This window comes from Pseudomonas sp. TH39(2020) (genome assembly GCF_016650715.1).
Classification (GTDB): domain Bacteria; phylum Pseudomonadota; class Gammaproteobacteria; order Pseudomonadales; family Pseudomonadaceae; genus Aquipseudomonas; species Aquipseudomonas mandelii_C.
The window spans coordinates 715,861-737,046 of record NZ_JAEKFF010000007.1; the positions used below are offsets into that span (position 1 = coordinate 715,861).

The following is a 21,186-nucleotide window of genomic DNA, read 5'->3' on the forward strand; positions in this document are numbered from 1 at the left end:
CCCGACAATCCATGATCAGCACTGAACTCAAAACCACGATCCAGGGCGCCTACACGCGTTTTCTCGAAGCCAAGAGCCTCAAACCGCGCTACGGGCAACGCCTGATGATCGCCGAAATTGCCAAGGTCCTCGGTGACATCGACACCGACGACGAAGGCCGGCGCAGTGGCGACCCCGCGATTGTCGCGGTGGAAGCCGGCACCGGTACTGGCAAAACCGTGGCCTACAGCCTGGCGGCCATCCCCACGGCCAAGGCTGCCGGCAAACGTCTGGTAATTGCCACGGCCACCGTGGCCCTGCAAGAGCAGATCGTCTACAAGGATCTGCCCGACCTGATGCGCAACAGCGGGCTGAATTTCAGCTTTGCCCTGGCCAAGGGGCGCGGGCGCTACATGTGCCTGTCCAAGCTCGACATGTTGCTCCAGGAAGGTCACGCGCAAACCGCCACGGCGCAGCTGTTTGAAGAAGAAGGTTTCAAGATCGAGGTCGACGAGGCCAGTCAGAAGCTGTTCACCAGCATGATCGAGAAACTCGCCGGCAATAAGTGGGACGGCGACCGTGACAGTTGGTCCACCGCCCTGGAAGACGCCGACTGGGCGCGTCTGACCACCGATCACAGTCAGTGCACCAACCGCCATTGCCCGAACTTCGGCCAGTGCGCCTTCTACAAGGCCCGCGAAGGCATGGGCAAGGTCGACGTGATCGTCACCAACCACGACATGGTCCTGGCCGACCTGGCGCTGGGCGGCGGCGCCGTGTTGCCGGACCCGCGCGACACCATCTACGTGTTCGACGAAGGCCACCACCTGCCGGACAAGGCCATCGGCCATTTCGCCCATTACACGCGTCTGCGTTCCACCGCCGACTGGCTGGAAACCACCGCCAAGAACCTCACCAAATTACTCGCCCAGCACCCGCTGCCGGGCGATCTGGGCAAGTTGATCGAGCAGGTGCCGGAACTGGCCCGCGAGATCAAAACCCAGCAGCAATTCATGTTCAGCGCCTGTGAGCAGGTTGCCGATTTCAAACCCGGCGAAGACGTCGAAGGTCGCGAGCGGCCGCGTCATCGTTTCGTCGGCGGGGTGATTCCCGAGCACATGCGCGAAATGGGCGTCGAACTGAAGAAGGGCTTTGCCCGTCTGACCGATCTGTTTACCCGACTGACCGAACTGCTCAAGGAAGGCATGGACGGCGAGGTCAATATTGGCATCGCCAGTAACCAGGCCGAAGAGTGGTATCCGCTGTTCGGCAGCCTGTTGTCCCGTTCTTCGGGCAATTGGGAGTTGTGGGGCGCGTTCACCGCTGAAGACCCGGAAGACAACCCGCCGATGGCCCGCTGGCTGACCCTGGCCGAAAGCGGCTCGCTGTTCGACATCGAGGTCAACGCCAGCCCGATCCTCGCGGCGGAAATGCTCCGTCGCAATTTGTGGAACGTGGCTTACGGCGCTCTGGTGACCTCCGCGACCTTGACCGCGCTCGGCACCTTCGATCGTTTCCGTATGCGCGCCGGTCTGCCGAAAAAAGCCGTGACCGCAGTGGTCCCGAGCCCGTTCCATCATGCTGATGCTGGCGTGCTGCGGGTGCCGGACCTGAAGGCCGATCCGCGTGATGCGCCGGCCCACACCGCAGCGATCATCCGCGACTTGCCGGCATTGGTCGAAGGTTCGCGCGGCACGCTGGTGCTGTTCTCCTCGCGCAAACAGATGCAGGACGTGTTCGACGGCCTCGACCGCGACTGGCGCAAGCAAGTGTTCATTCAAGGCAACCTGTCGAAACAGGAAACCCTGAACAAGCACAAGGCGCGGGTCGATGGCGGCGATTCCAGTGTGTTGTTCGGCCTGGCAAGTTTTGCCGAAGGGGTCGACTTGCCTGGTGCGTACTGCGAGCACGTGGTGATCGCGAAGATTCCATTCTCGGTGCCCGATGATCCGGTCGAAGCGGCCCTGGCCGAGTGGATCGAGGCTCGGGGTGGCAATCCGTTCATGGAAATCTCCGTTCCGGATGCTTCGCTGAAGCTGGTCCAGGCCTGCGGTCGCTTGCTGCGCACCGAAGAAGACCGCGGCACCATCACCTTGCTCGATCGACGCCTGGTCACCCAGCGTTACGGCAAGGCAATCCTCAATGCGTTGCCACCCTTCCGACGTGAAATTTCCTGATACACCGGTGGGCAAATTTGCCCACCGCGTTGTCTATCTCTCTGTCATCGCTTTTCCACTGGCCATTGTTGGTCGTTAGGGAGAACTTCGTTCTTATGATCCGCCGTTCGTTGCCTGCTGTTTTCGCTCTGATGTTCGCAGCCCCTTTGCTGGCGGCCCCTGCCGGCCAACAGACGCTGTTCAACTTTGTGCGCCCCGCCGATGTGGTCCAGGTGGCGACTCAGGACGCCAGCCTGCCGCAATCCAACGCCGAGCAAACGGCCGAAGGCGAAGTGCTGCGTCGGGTGACGTTCAACCCGGTGGCACAACCGACCTTGCGTCTGACCCCGCAGACGGGCGCCTGGGACTGGTCGCAGTCGGGCTTCATGAGCTTGCGGATTCAGAGCGCAATGGACTGGGCCGTGACCCTGTACGTGAAAATCCAGAGCAACGATGGCAAGACGCTGGTCAGCCGCGTCGACTTGCCGGCCGGTCCTGCGCAAACTTTATTGGTGCCGCTGCAGCCATTTACGCCATTGAGCCTTGGCCTCAAAGCCGGCCCGCCAATGCCGATGACGTTCGATGGTCAACGTGTATTGCTGGCCAGCAGCGCCGGTGAGCTGGAGCGCAGCCAAGTGGTGTCGGTGACCTTGTCGATGGATCAGCCGAAAGTCGCGCAAAGCATCCTGCTGGAACGCTTTGGTGTGCAGGACGGCGATGCAGCTACCCAGGCGGCTTTTGGCGGCCTTGTAGACGCTTACGGCCAGTCGACCCGGGCCAAATGGCCAGAGAAAATCAGCAGCGACGAGCAACTGAAAAACGCCGCCGCCAAGGAACATCAGCAACTGAAAACCTGGCTGGCCGAGCGTGAGAAGTCGTCCCTGGACAAGTTTGGTGGCTGGAACAAAGGCCCGGCATTCAAGGCCAGCGGCTTTTTCCGCACTGAAAAACGCGACGGTCGCTGGTACCTGGTGACGCCGGAAGGGCATCCGTTCTATTCGCTCGGGGTCAACACCGTCACCCCGGACGTCGACCAGACCTACGTCGCCGGCCGCGAGTGGATGTTCGAGTCCCTGCCCAAACCCGACGAGCCGCTGGCCAGCCATTTTGGCGAAGGCGACAACCGTGGTGGCAACGGCGTCGATCAGGGCCGAGGCTACAATGCCGGTCGCTGGTACGACTTCTATGGCGCCAACTTGCAGCGTCTGTATGGTCCGCCGTGTGTGGTGACCAGCGACACCAAGGCCGGTGTCGCCGAAGCGGCCAAGGCTGACGCGGTTGCGGCAACGGCAACGGTGGAGAAGGCTGCGGAGCAACCTGTCGTTCCTTCGACGGCCGAATCTGGTGTCGCCGAAGCCGCCAAGACCGGCGCCGTTGAAGCGACCGCCGCGAAAGCAGCTGAGCAAACACCTGCCGAACCCTGCAAAGCGGTGGTTGATGAACAGCGCTGGGCCAGCCACACCCTTGATCGCCTGCAAGCCTGGGGCTTCAACACCATCGGCAACTGGAGCGCCCCGGCGCTGGCCAACGCTGATCGCGTGCCTTATACCTTGCCGCTGTCGATCGTCGGCGATTACGCCAGCATCAGCACCGGCACCGACTGGTGGGGCGGCATGCCTGACCCGTTTGACCCGCGTTTCGCCATGGCCACCGAACGTGCCGTGGCCATCGCCGCGCGCGACCATCGCGACGATCCATGGCTGATCGGCTACTTTGCCGACAACGAATTGGCCTGGGCCGGTCCCGGCGACGACCCGAAAGCCCGTTACGCCTTGGCCTACGGCACCTTGAAAATGACCACCGACGTGCCGGCCAAACGCGCGTTCCTCAAGCAATTGCGCGACAAGTACCGCAACCAGGCAGGCCTGTCGAAAGCCTGGGGCATTGACCTGCCAGCCTGGGAATTGATGGAAGATCCGGGCTTCGAAGCGCCGCTGCCAAGCGCCGAACACCCGGAAATCGAAGCCGACTTCAAATACTTCCAGAAGGTCTTCGCCGACACTTACTTCAAGACCATTTCCGATTCGCTCAAGTGGCACGCGCCGAACCAGTTGTTGCTGGGCGGCCGGTTTGCCATCAGCACCCCGGAAGCGGTTGAGTCCTGCGCCCAGTATTGCGACGTGCTGAGTTTCAACATGTACACCCTGCAACCGCAGGACGGTTACGACTTCGCCAAACTGCGCAGCCTGGACAAACCGGTGCTGATCACTGAGTTCAACTTTGGCTCGGCGGATCGCGGCCCGTTCTGGGGTGGTGTGACGCAATTGGCCAAGGAAGAAGACCGTGGGCCCGCTTACGCCAATTTCCTCAAACAGGCGATGAGCGAACCGTCGATCGTCGGCGTGCACTGGTTCCAATACCTTGATCAACCGGTTACCGGTCGTCTGCTGGATGGCGAGAACGGGCACTTCGGGCTGGTGGGCATTACCGATCTGCCGTTCCAGGGGTTCGTCGACAGCGTACGCAAGAGCAATTTGCAGACCGTCGATCAGCTCGGTAAAGAGGCCGAGAAGGCCAAGGCTGAGGCGGATAAAGCCGGTCAGGCAGCTGAGGGCGGCAGAAAAGGCGATGCTGGCAAAGGTGCAGGGCAGGGCGCTGGCCATGCGGGTGGGCATTCCGGCAATGGCCACTGAGTGCTGACAGGTACGTAAGATTTTCTGAGTGTTTCACCCGGGCGGGATGGCGACCGCCCGGCCCGGCCCTGTTCCCAAAACCTTCAATGGCTGGAACAATGCGGCCACTTTGTAGAGCGTTTATCCAGAGGAGTTGCGGGTGCAGATTCAGGGTTTTTACGAGCTGAAGTTCGAAGCGGTGCGTGAGGCTTTCGCGGCGCTGTTCGACGATCCTCAGGAACGTGGCGCAGCGTTGTGCATCCAGATCGGCGGTGAAACCGTGGTCGACCTTTGGGCCGGCAGCGCTGACAAGGATGGCACCGAAGCCTGGCACAGCGACACCATCGCCAATCTGTTCTCCTGCACCAAGACCTTTACTGCGGTGACCGCCCTGCAACTGGTGGCCGAAGGCAAGCTGCAACTGGATGCACCGGTTGCCCGCTATTGGCCAGAGTTCGCCGCCGCCGGCAAAGAGTCCGTGACCTTGCGTCAACTGCTCTGCCATCAGGCCGGTCTTCCGGCGGTTCGAGAACTGTTGGCGCCGGAAGCCCTTTATGACTGGCAAACCATGGTTGACGCCCTGGCCGCCGAAGAGCCGTGGTGGACGCCAGGGGTTGGCCACGGTTATGCGGCTATCACCTACGGCTGGCTGGTGGGTGAATTGTTGCGTCGTGCCGACGGACGTGGCCCGGGTGAGTCCATCGTGGCGCGGGTTGCGAAGCCTTTGGGCCTGGATTTCCACGTCGGCCTGGCGGACGAAGAGTTCCATCGTGTGGCGCACATCGCCCGTGGCAAGGGCAATGTCGGCGATACCGCGGCCCAGCGCTTGCTGCAGGTGACCATGCGCGAGCCGAATGCCATGACCACGAGGGCGTTTACTAATCCGCCGTCGATCATGACCAGCACCAACAAACCCGAGTGGCGGCGCATGCAGCAACCTGCCGCCAATGGCCACGGCAATGCCCGCAGCCTGGCCGGGTTCTATGCCGGTTTGCTCGATGGCAGCTTGCTGGAAAGCGAAATGCTCGAGGAACTGACGCGCGAGCACAGCGTCGGCGAGGACAAGACTTTACTGACCCGGACCCGTTTTGGCCTGGGTTGCATGCTCGATCAACCGGATGTCCCCAACGCCACCTATGGCCTTGGCCCTCGGGCCTTTGGACATCCAGGTGCTGGCGGCTCCATCGGCTTTGCCGATCCGGAACACGATGTGGCCTTCGGCTTTGTGACAAATACCCTGGGGCCGTACGTCTTGATGGATCCGCGCGCACAAAAGCTTGTGCGGGCACTGGCCACTTGTCTGTAAACCGCGCTCAGGGGTTCCAGGGCCGGAACCCCAAGGCCTTTTTGATTTCCAAGCGTCTGTTTATCCGGGTCAATCCGGCCTGATTTTTCATTACTTATTTTGTGGATATCCAATGTCTTCCCATAAAACTCTCGCCTTGGCCCTGTGCTTCGCTATTACCGGTTGCGCACAAACTCCACAAAATGACTCGGATGGCAGCAGCTGGTGGCCGTTCGGTTCTTCCGACAAAGTCGCCGCTAAAGGCCCGGCTCCGGCTCCGACCCCAGCCCCGGCACCTTTGAAACCTGCCGCGACCGCTCCGCTTGCCAAGGCTGAAAGCTCCAACCCTTGGTACTGGCCATTCGGTTCCGAAGAAGTTCTCGACAAGAAGCCAGAGGTAAAAGCGGAAGCCAAGCCTGAAGCCAAACCGGTCGAGGTGGCCAAGGCTGAGGCCGATGCAGGTGGCAAGTGGTGGTGGCCGTTCGGCGGCAAAGAGCAAAACACTGCCAAAGCCGTGCCGATGCCTGATCCTAAAGTTACCCAGGCCTGGCTCGACGACTACGAACCGCGCCTGCGCGAAGCGATCAAGGGTAGCAACCTGCAACTCGAGCGCCGTGAAAACGTATTGGTGGTGACCGCGCCGGTAGAAGGCTCGTTCAACCCTGACCGTCCGGCCATGTTGCTGCCGGTGACCCTCGGCCCGTTCACTCGCGTCGCGAAAATCCTTGAAGTCGATCCGAAAACTGCCGTACTGATTCTGGGCCACAGTGATACGTCGGGCGCCGCACCGGCCAACGTGAAACTGAGCCAGGAGCGTGCCCAGGCCGTGGCAGCGATTTTCCGCCTCAGCGGTCTGCAGCGCGATCGCCTGATGCTGCGCGGTATGGGTGGCGAAGCCCCGCGTGCTGCCAACGACAGCAATGAAGGCCGTGCCTTGAACCGTCGCGTCGAACTGCTGGTAACCCCGCAAAACACCATGGTCGCGTTGCTGAGCAAGTACAACATGCCAGCCCCGGCGCCAGTGAAGTTGGTCGCTGCCCAGGACGTCAAGCCAGTGGTCAAACCGGTTACCCCGGCGCCAGCCGCGAAGAAAGCCGATGTGCCTGCGGCGAAAAAAGCCCCGGCCAAGAAAGCCGCCGCCAAGAAGGCACCGGCTAAAACCGCGACCCCGGCGAAAAAGACTGCACCGGCCAAAGCCGCTGCCGACACGAAAAAAGTCGCGGACACCGCCGATACTGTAAAAAAGTGATTCGTTAACCAAAAGGAATGCGCCATGACCCAGGGCCTGGCTGATATGCGTCGCGACTACACCCGTGATGGCCTGACCGAGGCGCAAGCCCCGGCCGAGCCGTTCGCGCTGTTCCATCAGTGGTTCGCCAACGCGGTGAAAACCGAGCAGGCGCCGGTGGAAGCCAACGCCATGACCCTGGCCACCGTCGATCAGGACGGTCGGCCACATTGCCGCATTCTGCTGCTCAAGGGGCTGGACGAGCAGGGTTTCACCTTCTTCACCAACTACGACAGTGCCAAGGGCCAGCATCTGGCCGCGAATCCGTTCGCGGCGATGACCTTTTTCTGGCCGGCCCTTGAGCGCCAGGTGCGCATCGAAGGGCGGGTGGTGAAGGTTACGCCCGAGGAGTCCGACGCCTACTTCCAGGTCCGGCCGCTGGGCAGTCGTCTCGGCGCCTGGGCATCGCCCCAGAGCCGGGTGATCGCCGATCGTGCCGAGCTGGAAGCGCTGCTCAAGAACACCGAGCAACGTTTCAGCGACACGCAACCTCATTGCCCTGAGCACTGGGGTGGTTACCGTTTGTTACCGGAGCGCATCGAGTTCTGGCAAGGCCGTCCGAGCCGCCTGCACGATCGCCTCAACTACCGCTTTCAGGGCGCCGACTGGATTCTTGAACGTCTGGCACCTTAAGCCGTCTACCGATTGGGATAACCTGCTGCAGCGGCTTCAAGCCACTGGGGCAGGTCCCGGCGCTTGATCTTCTGCGCTTGAGCGTTCGCCAGTTGCTGGAGCATGAACGCTTTTTTCTGCTCGTCTTTACCCGCGAGTGCCAACGCCAGATCGCGGTCCATCCAGCGTTTGATCCGCACGTATAGCCACCAGTGGAAATACAATCCGGCAACGCTAGTGACGACAATGATGAAGTAATCCATGACAATCCTTGGGGCAGCGACGCAGATTCCGGAATTTGCCGCTACTGTGTGGTGAGTTCGTGGAGGTGTCTGTACCGGGCCTGAATCAAACCAATTTTATCCGGGCGAGGCCGTGACAGGCGTCAAGCTGCGGAGTTTAATGAATACCTGTCCTTTGGAGTTGATGCTATGCGTAAGTCTGTTCTGCTGGTTGCTTCTTTTTCCACGATGGCGATGTTGCTCACTGGTTGCCAGTCCAGCCTGACCGGTGACTCCTATTCCCGTGACGAAGCGCGTCGCGTGCAGACCGTTCGTATGGGTACTATCGAGTCCCTGCGGCCGGTCAAAATCGAAGGCACCAAGACCCCAATTGGCGGCGCCGCTGGCGCAGTCGTCGGTGGTGTCGGCGGTAGCGCCATCGGTGGCGGTCGCGGCAGCATCGTGGCAGCGGTGATCGGCGCCGTCGCCGGCGGTCTGGCAGGTTCTGCAGCCGAAGAAGGCCTGACCCGCACTCAGGGCGTGGAAATCACCGTGCGTGAAGACGACGGCAGCATGCGCGCCTACGTGCAACAGGTTCAGGAAAATGAAGTGTTCCGTGTTGGCGAGCGTGTGCGGATTGCCACTGTTGATGGGACTAGCCGCGTTTCGCATTAAGCGGGAATACGGGTAAAAGAAAACCCCGATCAGGTGACTGGTCGGGGTTTTTGTTTGTTAAGGATTTTCACGACGCGGCGCGGGGGCCTATGTAATATTCCAACCCCTCGGGTAAGTCGATTTCTAATAGTTCGGCAACCCGTAGGATTTGAGCACCTGTCAGCTCCAGCTCTCCAGGCTCTATTTCTTCCAGTTTTTTTGACTCGGTCAATTGAGCCAATGCCTGGTTCATCTCATAGTCTTTGATGGTCAGTTGGAACTGCAATGAATTGTCTTGTTTTTCATCAGGGTAAAAACCGGTGATGGATAGATAGCGCATAATTTTCTCTTCAGTTTCTTGAGGTTTTTCTACCAGGCTTTGCCTTTTTAGTTCGCTCGCCGGTTACGTGATTGAATTCGCCCAAATGCACTCCGAATTTATCGTAAAGCTCTACAGCACCGCTTTTGGAATCCCATTCATATATCCGGCCTCTGCGGTCTAGCCATCGGGCTCGTTTTTTACCTCCACCTCGAACTGAAACCTTCGGTTTTACGGGGAGTGCATCAGGGAAGCCAGGGAGAGTTTCTGGATCATCATAGTACTTATGATCCCCCGGCATGCTCATCACTACATAAACCGGATTTACCCCCGACCCCACCGGAAACACAAGAATGAAATCCTTGTACTCAGGCGGATACACCGGATTCACGATGATGCTATCCGCCGCTTTCGTCGGCGGATAAACCCAAATATGCGGCGCTTGCGGCGCAGCCTCCAGAGCTGGAATACCGAGGATGTCTGAACCATCCACGGCCGGTGTCCAGATCAGCTCAACACCATCCCCTAGATCCGCCACCTGCTGACTGCCGCGCAAGCTGAACTTCACGACATCAACCATTTCCCAATCGCGGTTCTTGCCGGTGTAGAAACCGTATCCCTTGAGACTGCCGTCAGCCTGTTGCTCGACTCTTAGCCGAACACGAGTTCGAGCCTGTTTCAGGGCGCGCAACTGATCTTCGGTATAGAGCGCGCTGTCGCCCAGGCTCGGCGTCCAGAAGAACGCGACCAGGCCGGCCAATAGGGTGGTTCCAGCAGCACCGAGTGCTGCGGTGGGAACAGCGATAGTCGGGGCGCGAAGAGCCATTCGACCAATACCGAGCGAGACGGTACTGCCGCTGATGGTTTCGAGATTCAGCAGCCCGGTATCGTCTACTTCGCGAGCGCCGAGCCAGGCGACTTCTCCGTAGTCCTTGAGGCTGTCGGTGGGCACCATTCCCGAAGGATTCGAGTAATCGATGATGGCGTCCGGCAGCTTGCAGGACTTGGCAAAGACGCAGCCCGCGCGAACGGTTTCGTGCTTTTTGGCGACGACCTCACGACTCCGTTCGAAGTTGTCTTGCCTCGCGAGCATGGCATCGTAAGCGTTTTGTCGGGCATCCCGCTCGGCCAGTTCGGTAGCCGTCATAAAGCGGTGAGTGACGTGATGACCGTCGCCTGACGGAGGGTTCTTAACCCGCGGAATGTCCTTATTGCCAGCCACTGATCTTCCTTGCGTTCGTACGTCGACAGTCCCCAAAAATGGGGCTGTGCGACGTTAACGAACGAGGCTGGTCGTGGCTGTAGGACGAGTCTTCAATGACTCTAAGAGTTGTCTCTGTTTATCAGGATTGCAGAGCGGCGCTCTTGCGACTCGCCGCCGCCGTCACCGCATAACCAATCAATGCCGCCAGTATCGAACCGGTCAAAATCCCCATCCGATCCATCCCGGCGTATTCACTGACACCCGGCTCAAACGCCAGGGAGCCGACAAACAGGCTCATGGTGAAGCCGATGCCGCAGAGGATTGCCACGCCCAACACCTGGCCCCAGTTGGCGCCTTGGGGCAGGGTGGCGATGCCGATTTTCACGGCCAGCCAGGTCAGGCCGAAGACGCCGAGGGTTTTGCCCAGCAGCAGACCGACAGCGATGCCCATCGGCACGTGGTGGGTGAAGCTTTCGACGGTCACGCCACTCAGGGACAGGCCGGCGTTGGCGAAGGCGAACAGCGGCAGGATGCCGTAGGCCACCCATGGATGCAGGGCGTGTTCGAGGGTCAGCAGCGGCGAAGGTTCGGCGTTTTTCGTGCGCAGGGGGATACAGAAGGCAAGGGTCACACCGGCCAGTGTCGCGTGGACGCCGCTCTTGAGCACACAAACCCAAAGGATCAGGCCGATGATCATGTAGGGCCCGAGCTTGACCACCCCGAGCCGGTTCATCGCGATCAGTGCCACGATGCACGTCGCGGCCAGAGACAGCGAAAGGGTCGAGAGCGTACCCGAGTAGAAGATCGCAATGACGATGATTGCGCCGAGGTCGTCAATAATCGCCAAGGTCATCAGGAAAAGCTTCAGCGACACCGGTACCCGCTTACCCAGCAGGGCCAGTACGCCGAGGGCGAAGGCGATGTCGGTGGCCATCGGAATGGCCCAGCCACCCAGGGCTGCCGGGTCTTCGCGGTTCAGAAACCAGTAGATCAGTGCCGGAACCACCATGCCGCCAATCGCCGCCGCGCCGGGCAGGACGATTTGCGACGGTTTCGACAATTGACCGTCAAGAACTTCGCGCTTCACTTCCAGACCGATCAGCAGGAAGAACAAAGCCATCAGGCCGTCGTTGATCCACAGCAGCGCCGGTTTGGCGATTTGTAACGCGCCGACCTGCGCCACGACCGGAGTGTCCAGAAAATTGCTGTAAAGCCACGACAGCGGGGAATTGTTGATGATCAAAGCCAGGGCAGCAGCGGCGATCAATAACAGTCCGCTGGCAGCTTCCAACTGGAAGAAACGCGTGAAAGTGCTACGCAGAGGCAAGGTCGCTCTCCATCGATGAATTCAAAAGGTGGCACACCCTAACCCGTACCGTTAGTTGTTAAAACAAAAGTTATATTCTTTTTTGTTATATGCCGTTACAACGCGAAGGGCCGGCAAGGACCTGAGCCTAGCAGTTGTCGGGCGTATTGAGCCTCAGCTGTATCTGTGCGTGATGTAGGTTTTTTCCTAAGCTTGTTAGCTGAGCCTTGCAACAAGGCCGACTCAACGAGAAAACCACCATGAGCGACAACCGACAGTGGGCCCGCGAAGCCATCCGGATCATCGAAGCCGACTTCCAGCGCAGCGCCGACACCCACCTGATTCCCTTGCCGCTGCCGGGTTTTCCGGGCATCGAGTTGTATTTCAAGGATGAGTCCAGTCATCCCACCGGTAGCCTGAAGCACCGTTTGGCGCGCTCGCTGTTTCTGTATGCGCTGTGTAATGGCTGGCTCAAGCCCGGGGCGCCGGTGATTGAAGCGTCCAGCGGTTCGACGGCGATTTCCGAGGCGTACTTCGCCAGTTTGCTGGGCTTGCCGTTCATTGCGGTGATGCCGGCGACCACCTCCAAAGAGAAGATCGCGCAGATTGCTTTCTACGGCGGCAAGAGTCATTTGGTCGACGATCCGACGCAGATCTACGCCGAATCCGAGCGGCTGGCCCGCGAACACGATGGGCATTTCATCGACCAGTTCACCTATGCCGAGCGCGCTACCGACTGGCGGGCGAACAACAACATCGCTGAGTCGATCTTCCAGCAAATGCGCTTCGAACTGCACCCCGAGCCGAGCTGGCTGATCTCCAGCCCCGGCACTGGCGGCACTACCGCGACGCTGGGCCGTTACGTGCGTTACCGCCAGCATTGCACCCGCGTGCTCTGCGCCGATGCCGAGCGTTCGGTGTTCTTCGATTACTACCAGACCGGCGACGCCAGTCTGCGTCTGGAATGCGGTTCGCGGATTGAAGGCATTGGTCGGCCTCGGGTAGAAGCGTCGTTCCTGCCCAAAGTGATCGATGCGATGGTCAAAGTGCCGGACGCGCTGTCTCTGGCGGCCATGCATTACCTGGCGCAGCGTTTGGGACGTCGGGTTGGCGGGTCGAGCGGGACCAACCTGATCGGCGCGTTGATGGCGGCCCAGCAGATGGCGGCGGCGGGGGAGTCGGGGTCAATCGTGGCGATTCTGTGTGATGGCGGCGAGCGTTATGCCACCACCTATTACGATCAGGCTTGGCTCAAGGCCCAAGGGTATGAGTTGAGTGGTTTGATGGATGCGGTGGCGGGGAGTGTCGAGCGCGGTGAGCCGTTGCCTGCGACTGTGCTGCGCGCCAACATCTGACACAACGCTGAACCAATGTGGGAGCGAGCCTGCTCGCGAAATGGATAGTTCAGTCAACCTATCTGTTGAATGTTAATCCGCTTTCGCGAGCAGGCTCGCTCCCACAGGGTATTGCGTTGTTTCAGGCGTTGCGTATCAGGCCTCGAGGCCGAGGATGTCGCGGGCCACGGCTTCTGCAATCCGAATCCCGTCGACACCCGCCGACAGAATCCCGCCCGCATAACCCGCGCCTTCACCCGCCGGGAACAAGCCCTTCACGTTCAGGCTCTGCATCGACTCGTCACGGGTAATCCGCAGCGGCGACGATGTACGTGTCTCGATCCCGGTCAACACCGCGTCGTGCAGCGAGTACCCGCGAATCTGCTTCTCGAACGCTGGCAAGGCTTCGCGAATGGCTTCGATGGCAAACGCCGGCAAGGCCAGCGCCAAATCACCCAAGGCAACTCCCGGTTTGTAAGACGGCTCTACGCTGCCCAACTCGGTGGACGGCTTGCCGGCAATGAAGTCACCGACCAGTTGCGCTGGCGCTTCGTAGTTGCTGCCGCCCAGCACAAAGGCGTGGGATTCCAGGCGTTCCTGCAGCTCGATTCCCGCCAGCGGGCCGCCCGGATAATCGACTTCCGGGGTGATCCCGACGACGATCCCGGAGTTGGCGTTGCGCTCGTTACGCGAGTACTGGCTCATGCCGTTGGTGACCACGCGGCCCGGCTCGGACGTCGCCGCCACCACGGTGCCGCCGGGGCACATGCAGAAGCTGTAGACCGAACGCCCGTTGCTGGCGTGGTGCACCAGTTTGTAATCGGCGGCCCCGAGTTTCGGGTGCCCGGCGTACTTGCCCAAACGCGCGCGGTCGATCAGTGACTGCGGGTGTTCGATGCGGAAACCCACCGAGAACGGCTTGGCTTCCATGAACACGCCACGGCCATGCAGCATGCGGAAGGTGTCCCGGGCACTATGGCCGAGGGCCAGAATCACGTGTTTCGAATGGATCTGCTCGCCGCCATTGAGCTCGACGCCGACCAGTTGGCCGTCTTCGATCAACACATCGGTAACGCGCTGTTGAAAGCGCACTTCGCCACCCAACGCACGAATCTGCTCACGCATGTTTTCCACGACACCGGTCAGACGGAACGTACCGATGTGCGGCTTGCTGACGTAGAGAATTTCTTCCGGCGCACCCGCTTTGACGAACTCGTGCAGGACTTTGCGACCGATGAATTTCGGGTCTTTGATCTGGCTGTAGAGCTTGCCGTCGGAGAATGTCCCTGCGCCGCCTTCACCGAACTGCACGTTGGATTCGGGGTTAAGCACGTTTTTACGCCACAGCCCCCACGTGTCCTTGGTGCGCTGACGCACTTCGGTGCCACGCTCGAGGATGATCGGCTTGAAGCCCATTTGCGCCAGCAGCAGCCCGGCGAAAATCCCGCAGGGGCCGAAACCCACGACCACAGGACGTTGCTCAAGATCAGCCGGCGCCTGGCCGACTACTTTGTAGCTGACATCCGGCGCCACGTTGACGTTACGGTCATCGGCGAACGTGTGCAGCACCGCCGCCTCATCGCGAACGTTAAGGTCGATGGTGTAGATGAAGCACAGTTCGGAAGACTTTTTGCGCGCATCGTAGCTGCGCTTGAACAAGGTGAAGTCGAGCAGGTCATCACTGGCGATGCCCAGGCGCTGCACGATGGCAGGGCGCAGGTCTTCTTCGGGATGGTCGATCGGCAGCTTGAGTTCGGTGATTCGTAACATGACAGGATCCGGTTCGCGGGGCGCACAACTGCGCCAAGGCGTTTGAAGCCCGCGATTATAAGCCTCAAAGAAAGATTCCCGTGAGGCTAAAACGATCAGTCGTTACGCGAACCGCCGAAATACCCGCAGCCACGCTGAACCTGGCCGTCGATGCGCAGTTCGGCGCTCATGTGCTGGACACTGCCGGTGGTGCTGTCGACGCAACGTTGCGGTGCAACCCACAATTCGATGTGCTGGTTGTTGGCTTCGGTGCTGAGGTTGAAGCGGCCATCGCCCAGTTGCTCTTCAACGTAGGGCACGGCCAATGGCGGCTGGCCGGCGCGCTCGATGACCATACCTTTACCGCTGACTTTCACGTTCCACTCAGGCCCATGGCCGGCGGCACGGAGGATAAGCAATTTGAAATTCGGATCGTTGCACGCGGTGCCCGAACGCTCGACGCGGTACAGCTGCGCAAGATCGAGGCGGCTGTCGACGACCCGCCCGCGTACGTCAGCAAAAAGCTTGCCTTGGTCATCGGCCAGGGTCGCGGCCTCTTGCAGCACGCTGGTGCCACCGGTGTCGTTGACCACATAACTGCGCTGTTCATTGCACGGCTGGAACAACAGCTTGCCGTCGGCCGCCGTCAACTGGCCCTGCATGCGGGTCTGGCCCACGTGGGAGGCACTTTCACGCGGGCCATCGAGCAACTGGCAGGCGGCAAACAGCGGAAGCAGGGCAACAAGGACTAAGGAACGGGCAACACGCATCTTTGAGTCTCCAGACAAGTGCCGCCACGTTACTCAGCCTGACCGTTCATCACAAGGGTTTAGCCCACGTGAAAGGTCTGGCCTGTTTGCAGGCCTTCCACACTTTTGGCGTAGGCCAATGCCACATCCGCTGCCGGAACCGGTTTGTAGCCGCGGAAATACGGCGCGTATTTGCCCATGGCTTCGACCAGTACGTTCGGGCTCACCGAATTAACGCGCAGACCACGAGGCAGTTCGATGGCGGCGGCGCGGACGAAACTGTCAAGGGCGCCGTTGACCAGCGCTGCCGAGGCGCCGCTGCGAATCGGGTCGTGGCTGAGCACGCCGGTGGTTAAGGTAAACGAGGCGCCGTCATTGGCGAACTCGCGGCCGATCAGCAGCAGATTGACCTGGCCCATCAACTTGTCTTTCAGGCCAAGCGCGAAGCTTTCTTCGGTCATTTCACTGAGGGGTGCGAAGGTCACGTTGCCGGCGGCGCAGACCAGTGCATCGAACTTGCCGGTTTTCTCGAACAGCTTGCGAATCGAAGCGCTGTCGCTGATATCCACATGCAAATCACCGCTGTTGCGGCCGATGCGGATGATCTCGTGACGCTCGGACAGCTCCTTGTCGACCGCCGAACCGATGGTGCCGCCTGCGCCTATCAAAAGAATTTTCATGCTGCTGTTCCTTGAATGGGTTGAAAGAGGCTTCAGTCTAGAGTGGTTTTTTCCATTGATAAGCGCGCTAATAGGCAACCTTTGGTTTTCAAATGGAAACAATCCATGAGCGAAATGGATGATCTGGCGGCGTTCGCGATATTGATTGAAGCAGGAAGTTTCACACTGGCGGCGCAGCAGCTGGGGTGCAGCAAAGGACAGTTGTCCAAGCGCATCAGCCAACTGGAATCGCGGTTTTCAGTGGTGCTGCTGCAACGCACCACCCGCCGTTTGAGCCTGACGGCTGCGGGTGCGGCGCTGTTGCCGCAAGCCCAGGCGCTCGTAGTCCAAGTCGAGAGGGCGCGTCAGGCATTGGCGCGGCTGAAGGACGACATGGCCGGGCCGGTGCGTATGACGGTTCCCGTGTCGTTGGGGGAAACCTTCTTCGATGGCTTGTTGCTGGAGTTCTCTGGCAAATATCCCGAGGTGCAGATCGAGCTGGACCTGAGCAACAGCTACCGTGATTTGTCCCGCGACGGGTTTGATCTGGCGGTTCGCTCCGAGGTGGGCAATGACGAGCGCCTGGTGGCCCGGCCGCTATTAGCCTGGCATGAAATGACCTGCGCCAGCCCGGCTTACCTTGAGCAATACGGCGAACCGTTGACGCCTCAAGCGCTCGCTGAACATCGTTGCTTGCTCAACAGCCATTACAGCGGTCGCGAAGAGTGGCTCTATCACCAGCAGCACGAATTGTTGCGGGTGCGGGTCTCGGGACCGTTCGCCAGCAACCATTACAGCCTGTTGAAGAAAGCTGCACTGGCCGGCGCCGGTATTGCGCGGTTGCCGTCCTACTTGTTGCAAGCCGAATTGGCTGACGGACGTTTGCGCTGGCTCCTGCGTGACTATCAGACCCGCCGTATGCCGATGTACCTGGTTCACCCGTATCAGGGAGGGTTGCCGAAACGCACCCAAGTGCTGGCGGATTACCTGATCGGCTGGTTCAAGCGCAGCGGCGAAGCGCTGGATCGACTCCAGCACACCACATAGATCCCTGTGGGAGCGAGCCTGCTCGCGAAAGCGGTAGGGCAGACAACATTTCTGTTGAATGTGAAATTGCATTCGCGAGCAGGCTCGCTCCCACAGGGGATTTTCATCGTTGCGGAGTTTGTGTCAGGCATAAAAAAACGGCCCGAAGGCCGTTTTTTATTTACCGCAATCACTCAACCGCCCAGATACGCCTCGCGCACTTTCGGATCAGTCAGCAGTGCTTCACCCGTGCCTGTCATCACCACCCGGCCGTTCTCCAGAACATACGCGCGGTCAGCAATTTTCAGCGCCTGGTTGGCGTTCTGCTCCACCAAAAACACCGTTACACCGTCCTTGCGCAGTTGTTCGATGATGTCGAAGATCTGCTGGATGATGATCGGTGCCAGGCCCAACGAAGGTTCGTCGAGCAGCAGCAGCTTGGGTTTGCTCATCAGCGCACGGCCGATGGCGAGCATTTGCTGTTCGCCGCCGGACATGGTGCCGCCGCGTTGGGCAAAGCGCTCTTTCAGGCGTGGGAAAAGTCCGAGAACCTTGTCCATCTGTTCCTGATAATCACCCTTGTCGGTGAAGAACCCACCCATGGCAAGGTTTTCTTCCACGGTCAGACGGGCAAACACCCGACGACCTTCCGGAACCACGGCGATGCTCTTGCGCATGATCTGCGCCGAGGTCTGCCCCACGAGTTCTTCACCCATGTACTTGATGCTGCCGCTGTGGGCTTGCGGTGAACCGCAAAGCGTCATCAGCAAGGTGGATTTGCCCGCGCCGTTGGCGCCGATCAGGGTGACGATTTCGCCCTGACGGATTTCCACGTTGACGCTGTGCAGGGCCTGGATCTTGCCGTAGAAGGTGGAAACGTTTTCGAATTGCAGCATTTACGCTTCCCCCAGGTAGGCTTTGATCACTTCGGGATTGTCGCGGATCTGTTCCGGCGTGCCGTCGGCCAGAGGCGTGCCCTGGTTGATCACGACGATGTGGTCGGAAATGCTCATGACCAGTTTCATGTCGTGTTCGATCAGCAGCACGGTGACATTGTGCTCTTCACGCAACATGCTGATCAGCGCCTTCAGGTCTTCGGTTTCCTTCGGGTTCAGGCCGGCGGCCGGTTCGTCGAGCATGAGGATCCGCGGACGGGTCATCATGCAGCGAGCGATTTCCAGACGACGTTGCTGACCGTAGGCCAGGGTGCCGGCCGGACGGTTGGCGAACGCCTTGAGGTTGACCTTGTCCAGCCAGAACTCGGCGAACTCCATGGCCTCGCGCTCGCTCTTGCGGAACCCCGGGGTCTTGAACAGACCGGCCAGGAAGTTGGTGTTCAGATGACGGTGCTGGGCGATCAAGAGGTTCTCGACCGCCGTCATGTCCTTGAACAGCCGCACGTTCTGGAAGGTGCGCACCACGCCTTTGAGGGCGATCTTGTGGCCGGGCAGGCCTTCGATCGGCTCGCCGTCCAGCAGGATGCTGCCGCCGCTCGGTTTATAGAAACCGGTCAGGCAGTTGAACACGGTGGTTTTGCCGGCGCCGTTCGGGCCGATCAGTGCCACGACCTGTTTTTCCTTCACGCTCAGGGCTACGCCGTTGACCGCCAGCAAGCCGCCGAAGCGCATGCTCAGATTTTCGACTTTAAGGATCTCGCGGCTCATTTGCGCAGCTCCATGTGAGGACGTTGCATGGGCAGCAGTCCTTGAGGACGCCAGATCATCATCAGCACCATCAAGGCGCCGAACATCAACATGCGGTATTCACTGAACTCACGCATCATTTCCGGCAACAGGATCATCACTGTGGCGGCGAGTACGACGCCCAGTTGCGAGCCCATGCCACCCAGCACCACGATGGCGAGGATGGTCGCCGACTCGATGAAGGTGAACGACTCCGGTGTCACCAGGCCCTGACGCGCGGCGAAGAAGCTGCCGGCGAAACCGGCGAAGCAGGCACCGAGGGTGAAGGCCGAGAGTTTGATGATGGTCGGGTTCAAGCCCAGCGCACGGCAGGCGATTTCGTCTTCACGCAGCGCTTCCCAGGCACGACCCAGCGGCATGCGCAGCAAGCGGTTGATGACGAACAGGGCAAACAGCGCCAGCAACAACGCAACGAGGTAAAGGAAGATCACCTTGTTGATCGAGTTGTATTCCAGGCCGAAGTACTCGTGGAACGTCTGCAGGCCTTCGGCGGCTTTTCGTTCGAAGGTCAGGCCGAAGAACGTCGGTTTCTCGATGTTACTGATGCCGTTCGGACCCCCCGTGAGGCCGGTCAGGTTACGCAGGAACAGACGGATGATTTCACCGAAGCCCAGCGTCACGATCGCCAGATAGTCACCGCGCAGACGCAGGACCGGGAAACCGAGCAGGAAGCCGAAGGTGGCCGCCATCAGGCCGGCGATCGGCAGGCAGATCCAGAAGCTCAGACCGTAGTAGTGCGACAGCAGCGCATAGCTGTAGGCGCCGACGGCATAGAAGCCGACGTAACCGAGGTCGAGCAGACCGGCCAGACCGACCACGATGTTCAGGCCCAGGCCGAGCATCACGTAGATCAGCACCAGCGTGGCGATATCCACCGCACCGCGGGAGCCGAAGAACGGCCAGACCAGAGCACCGATGATCAACGCGATGATGATCCAGCGCTGGGTGGTCGGCAAAGTCAGGAACGTACTGGCCTTGGCCGGCATCACCGGCATGTTCGGCGAGGATTTCCAGGCCGAGCTGATCTGCTGATCGAACAACACCCGCAGGAACATCAGCACCGAGCACACGGCGATGGTGATCAGCGTTGCAGTGCTGGTGCCATGGACTTCGAGGTTGATGCCGACAATGGTCAGTTTCAGACCGAGTACCGGGTAGGCAACGGCCCACACCAGCAAGGCGCTGAACAACGCCTGTTTAAGATTCCTAGTCATACTTTTTCAACCTCCGGACGGCCCAACAGGCCGGTTGGCCGGAACAACAACACCAGAACCAATAAGCCGAACGCCACGACGTCCTTGTACTGGTCGCCGAAGATATCGGCACCAAAGGCTTCCGCCACCCCCAGCACGATCCCGCCGAGCATGGCTCCGGGGATGCTGCCGATACCGCCGAGTACCGCTGCGGTGAAGGCTTTGAGGCCGACCAGGAAACCGGCGTTCGGGTTGATCACGCCGTATTGCATGCTCAGCAACACAGCCGCGATGGCTGCCAGTGCGGCACCGATGACGAAGGTCAGGGCGATGATGTTGTTGGTGTTGATACCCAAGAGGTTGGCCATCTTGATGTCTTCGGCACAGGCGCGGCAGGCGCGACCCAGGCGAGAGCGGGAGATGAACAGCGTCAGGCCGAGCATGGCGACCAGGGTCACCACGAACACCACGATTTGCATGTAGGAAATCAGCACTTCTTGTGCGCCACCTGGCCCGATGGAGAAGTTACCGGGGATCAGGTTGGGGATGGATTTGTCCTTGGAGTCTTGCGCCAGCAGAACCGTGTTCTGCAGGAAGATCGACATGCCGATGGCGGAAATCAGCGGGATCAGACGGTTGCTGCCGCGCAGAGGGCGGTAGGCGATCCGTTCGATGCTGTAACCGTAGGCACTGGTCACGACAATGGTCGCGAGAAAAGCGGCGGTCATCAACAGCGGAACACTGTCGAGTCCCATCATGGACAGGCCCGCAATGGCGATGAACGCCACGTAGGAACCAATCATGTACACCTCGCCGTGGGCGAAGTTGATCATTCCAATGATGCCGTAAACCATCGTATAGCCGATGGCGATCAGGGCATACGTACTGCCAATGGTCAGACCATTAACCAGCTGTTGGAAGAAGTGATAGATGTCAGGCATTACAGCGCTCCTAAAAACCTGATACGCATTTCACTGGTGGAGTCATTTTCCCGCTCGAGCCCCGTGGATCTGCATCCACTTCGAACGCGAGGTTTGCCAGCGAACCGCTGATGACGGTTTTGAGATTTTCAGGTGGGGAGACTGGCGGATCACGCCAGCGCAGCCCAATACGTTCGTAAAACAAAGCCCACGGCAC

19 protein-coding genes are annotated in these 21,186 nt (G+C 60.0%); 8 read left to right on the forward strand and 11 right to left on the reverse strand.

Annotated elements, in window-relative coordinates; all coding sequences use genetic code 11:
• The first annotated feature begins 11 nt into the window (after nt 1-11).
• The 5 genes from dinG to pdxH all read left to right on the forward strand — a co-directional run bounded on the left by dinG (nt 12) and on the right by pdxH (nt 7,953).
• The gene (gene dinG, locus JFU47_RS23735; RefSeq protein ID WP_140677557.1) at nt 12-2,156 is read left to right on the forward strand and encodes an ATP-dependent DNA helicase DinG; all 2,145 of its coding nucleotides are present in this window, start codon (nt 12-14) and stop codon (nt 2,154-2,156) included.
• A 95-nt stretch (nt 2,157-2,251) separates the two neighbouring features.
• Nucleotides 2,252-4,768 (forward strand): beta-galactosidase, encoded by a 2,517-nt coding sequence (locus JFU47_RS23740; RefSeq protein WP_201186011.1) that lies wholly within the window; start codon nt 2,252-2,254, stop codon nt 4,766-4,768.
• A 139-nt stretch (nt 4,769-4,907) separates the two neighbouring features.
• On the forward strand, nt 4,908-6,053 hold the full coding sequence (locus JFU47_RS23745) for a serine hydrolase (protein ID WP_201186013.1): 1,146 nt from the start codon (nt 4,908-4,910) through the stop codon (nt 6,051-6,053).
• A 112-nt stretch (nt 6,054-6,165) separates the two neighbouring features.
• On the forward strand, nt 6,166-7,281 hold the full coding sequence (locus JFU47_RS23750; RefSeq protein ID WP_201186015.1) for an OmpA family protein: 1,116 nt from the start codon (nt 6,166-6,168) through the stop codon (nt 7,279-7,281).
• Between the two features lie 24 nt (nt 7,282-7,305).
• Nucleotides 7,306-7,953, forward strand: coding sequence for a pyridoxamine 5'-phosphate oxidase (gene pdxH / locus JFU47_RS23755; RefSeq protein WP_201186017.1), 648 nt, complete (start codon nt 7,306-7,308; stop codon nt 7,951-7,953).
• 5 nt (nt 7,954-7,958) lie between these two features.
• On the opposite strand, the gene JFU47_RS23760 is transcribed toward pdxH, so the two are convergent.
• A complete protein-coding gene (locus JFU47_RS23760) occupies nt 7,959-8,195 on the reverse strand; it encodes a hypothetical protein (protein ID WP_140892460.1) in 237 nt (78 codons plus the stop codon).
• A gap of 168 nt (nt 8,196-8,363) precedes the next feature.
• Here JFU47_RS23760 and JFU47_RS23765 point away from each other — a divergent pair, with 168 nt between their 5' ends.
• Entirely contained in the window at nt 8,364-8,828 is a 465-nt protein-coding gene (locus tag JFU47_RS23765) for a glycine zipper 2TM domain-containing protein (protein WP_056739294.1), read from the forward strand.
• A gap of 67 nt (nt 8,829-8,895) precedes the next feature.
• Here the strand turns inward: JFU47_RS23765 and JFU47_RS23770 are convergent, their stop codons facing one another.
• The 3 genes from JFU47_RS23770 to nhaA form a co-directional block, all read right to left on the reverse strand.
• The gene (locus JFU47_RS23770) at nt 8,896-9,147 is read right to left on the reverse strand and encodes a pyocin S6 family toxin immunity protein (RefSeq protein WP_201186019.1); all 252 of its coding nucleotides are present in this window, start codon (nt 9,145-9,147) and stop codon (nt 8,896-8,898) included.
• A 10-nt stretch (nt 9,148-9,157) separates the two neighbouring features.
• Nucleotides 9,158-10,348: an S-type pyocin domain-containing protein gene (locus tag JFU47_RS23775; protein WP_201186021.1), complete on the reverse strand. Its 1,191-nt coding sequence runs from the start codon at nt 10,346-10,348 to the stop codon at nt 9,158-9,160.
• A gap of 121 nt (nt 10,349-10,469) precedes the next feature.
• Nucleotides 10,470-11,657 (reverse strand): Na+/H+ antiporter NhaA, encoded by a 1,188-nt coding sequence (gene nhaA / locus JFU47_RS23780; RefSeq protein WP_201186023.1) that lies wholly within the window; start codon nt 11,655-11,657, stop codon nt 10,470-10,472.
• Nucleotides 11,658-11,896: 239 nt separating this feature from the next.
• Here nhaA and JFU47_RS23785 point away from each other — a divergent pair, with 239 nt between their 5' ends.
• Nucleotides 11,897-12,991 carry a PLP-dependent cysteine synthase family protein gene (locus JFU47_RS23785; protein ID WP_140677541.1) on the forward strand — a complete coding sequence of 365 codons (1,095 nt, stop codon included), beginning with the start codon at nt 11,897-11,899 and terminating at the stop codon, nt 12,989-12,991.
• Nucleotides 12,992-13,126: 135 nt separating this feature from the next.
• Here JFU47_RS23785 and JFU47_RS23790 read toward each other — a convergent pair whose 3' ends face one another.
• The 3 genes from JFU47_RS23790 to JFU47_RS23800 form a co-directional block, all read right to left on the reverse strand.
• Nucleotides 13,127-14,740: an NAD(P)/FAD-dependent oxidoreductase gene (locus JFU47_RS23790; RefSeq protein ID WP_140677540.1), complete on the reverse strand. Its 1,614-nt coding sequence runs from the start codon at nt 14,738-14,740 to the stop codon at nt 13,127-13,129.
• A 95-nt stretch (nt 14,741-14,835) separates the two neighbouring features.
• Nucleotides 14,836-15,489: a COG3650 family protein gene (locus JFU47_RS23795; protein WP_201186025.1), complete on the reverse strand. Its 654-nt coding sequence runs from the start codon at nt 15,487-15,489 to the stop codon at nt 14,836-14,838.
• A gap of 59 nt (nt 15,490-15,548) precedes the next feature.
• Nucleotides 15,549-16,148, reverse strand: coding sequence for a short chain dehydrogenase (locus tag JFU47_RS23800; RefSeq protein ID WP_201186027.1), 600 nt, complete (start codon nt 16,146-16,148; stop codon nt 15,549-15,551).
• 105 nt (nt 16,149-16,253) lie between these two features.
• On the opposite strand from JFU47_RS23800, the gene JFU47_RS23805 reads away from it, so the two are divergent.
• Complete coding sequence (locus JFU47_RS23805; protein ID WP_201186029.1) at nt 16,254-17,174, forward strand: LysR family transcriptional regulator; 921 nt, start codon at nt 16,254-16,256, stop codon at nt 17,172-17,174.
• 173 nt (nt 17,175-17,347) lie between these two features.
• On the opposite strand, the gene JFU47_RS23810 is transcribed toward JFU47_RS23805, so the two are convergent.
• Genes JFU47_RS23810 through livH form a run of 4 tightly spaced genes read right to left on the reverse strand, consistent with a single transcriptional unit; the run spans nt 17,348 to nt 20,990 of the window.
• Nucleotides 17,348-18,049, reverse strand: coding sequence for an ABC transporter ATP-binding protein (locus JFU47_RS23810; RefSeq protein WP_046046223.1), 702 nt, complete (start codon nt 18,047-18,049; stop codon nt 17,348-17,350).
• Nucleotides 18,050-18,817 (reverse strand): high-affinity branched-chain amino acid ABC transporter ATP-binding protein LivG, encoded by a 768-nt coding sequence (gene livG / locus JFU47_RS23815; RefSeq protein ID WP_140892443.1) that lies wholly within the window; start codon nt 18,815-18,817, stop codon nt 18,050-18,052.
• Entirely contained in the window at nt 18,814-20,070 is a 1,257-nt protein-coding gene (locus tag JFU47_RS23820) for a high-affinity branched-chain amino acid ABC transporter permease LivM (RefSeq protein ID WP_123366880.1), read from the reverse strand. Before JFU47_RS23820 ends, livG begins: the two co-directional genes overlap by 4 nt.
• On the reverse strand, nt 20,067-20,990 hold the full coding sequence (gene livH, locus JFU47_RS23825; RefSeq protein ID WP_123366879.1) for a high-affinity branched-chain amino acid ABC transporter permease LivH: 924 nt from the start codon (nt 20,988-20,990) through the stop codon (nt 20,067-20,069). Before livH ends, JFU47_RS23820 begins: the two co-directional genes overlap by 4 nt.
• Nucleotides 20,991-21,186: the final 196 nt, after the last annotated feature.

Coding starts and splice junctions, on each gene's coding strand:
- dinG (WP_140677557.1), top strand. CDS start 12: ATGATCAGCACTGAACTCAAAACCACGATCCAGGGCGCCTACACGCGT.
- JFU47_RS23740 (WP_201186011.1), top strand. CDS start 2,252: ATGATCCGCCGTTCGTTGCCTGCTGTTTTCGCTCTGATGTTCGCAGCC.
- JFU47_RS23750 (WP_201186015.1), top strand. CDS start 6,166: ATGTCTTCCCATAAAACTCTCGCCTTGGCCCTGTGCTTCGCTATTACC.
- pdxH (WP_201186017.1), top strand. CDS start 7,306: ATGACCCAGGGCCTGGCTGATATGCGTCGCGACTACACCCGTGATGGC.
- JFU47_RS23760 (WP_140892460.1), bottom strand. CDS start 8,195: ATGGATTACTTCATCATTGTCGTCACTAGCGTTGCCGGATTGTATTTC.
- JFU47_RS23765 (WP_056739294.1), top strand. CDS start 8,364: ATGCGTAAGTCTGTTCTGCTGGTTGCTTCTTTTTCCACGATGGCGATG.
- JFU47_RS23770 (WP_201186019.1), bottom strand. CDS start 9,147: ATGCGCTATCTATCCATCACCGGTTTTTACCCTGATGAAAAACAAGAC.
- JFU47_RS23785 (WP_140677541.1), top strand. CDS start 11,897: ATGAGCGACAACCGACAGTGGGCCCGCGAAGCCATCCGGATCATCGAA.
- JFU47_RS23790 (WP_140677540.1), bottom strand. CDS start 14,740: ATGTTACGAATCACCGAACTCAAGCTGCCGATCGACCATCCCGAAGAA.
- JFU47_RS23795 (WP_201186025.1), bottom strand. CDS start 15,489: ATGCGTGTTGCCCGTTCCTTAGTCCTTGTTGCCCTGCTTCCGCTGTTT.
- JFU47_RS23800 (WP_201186027.1), bottom strand. CDS start 16,148: ATGAAAATTCTTTTGATAGGCGCAGGCGGCACCATCGGTTCGGCGGTC.
- JFU47_RS23805 (WP_201186029.1), top strand. CDS start 16,254: ATGAGCGAAATGGATGATCTGGCGGCGTTCGCGATATTGATTGAAGCA.
- JFU47_RS23810 (WP_046046223.1), bottom strand. CDS start 18,049: ATGCTGCAATTCGAAAACGTTTCCACCTTCTACGGCAAGATCCAGGCC.
- livG (WP_140892443.1), bottom strand. CDS start 18,817: ATGAGCCGCGAGATCCTTAAAGTCGAAAATCTGAGCATGCGCTTCGGC.
- JFU47_RS23820 (WP_123366880.1), bottom strand. CDS start 20,070: ATGACTAGGAATCTTAAACAGGCGTTGTTCAGCGCCTTGCTGGTGTGG.
- livH (WP_123366879.1), bottom strand. CDS start 20,990: ATGCCTGACATCTATCACTTCTTCCAACAGCTGGTTAATGGTCTGACC.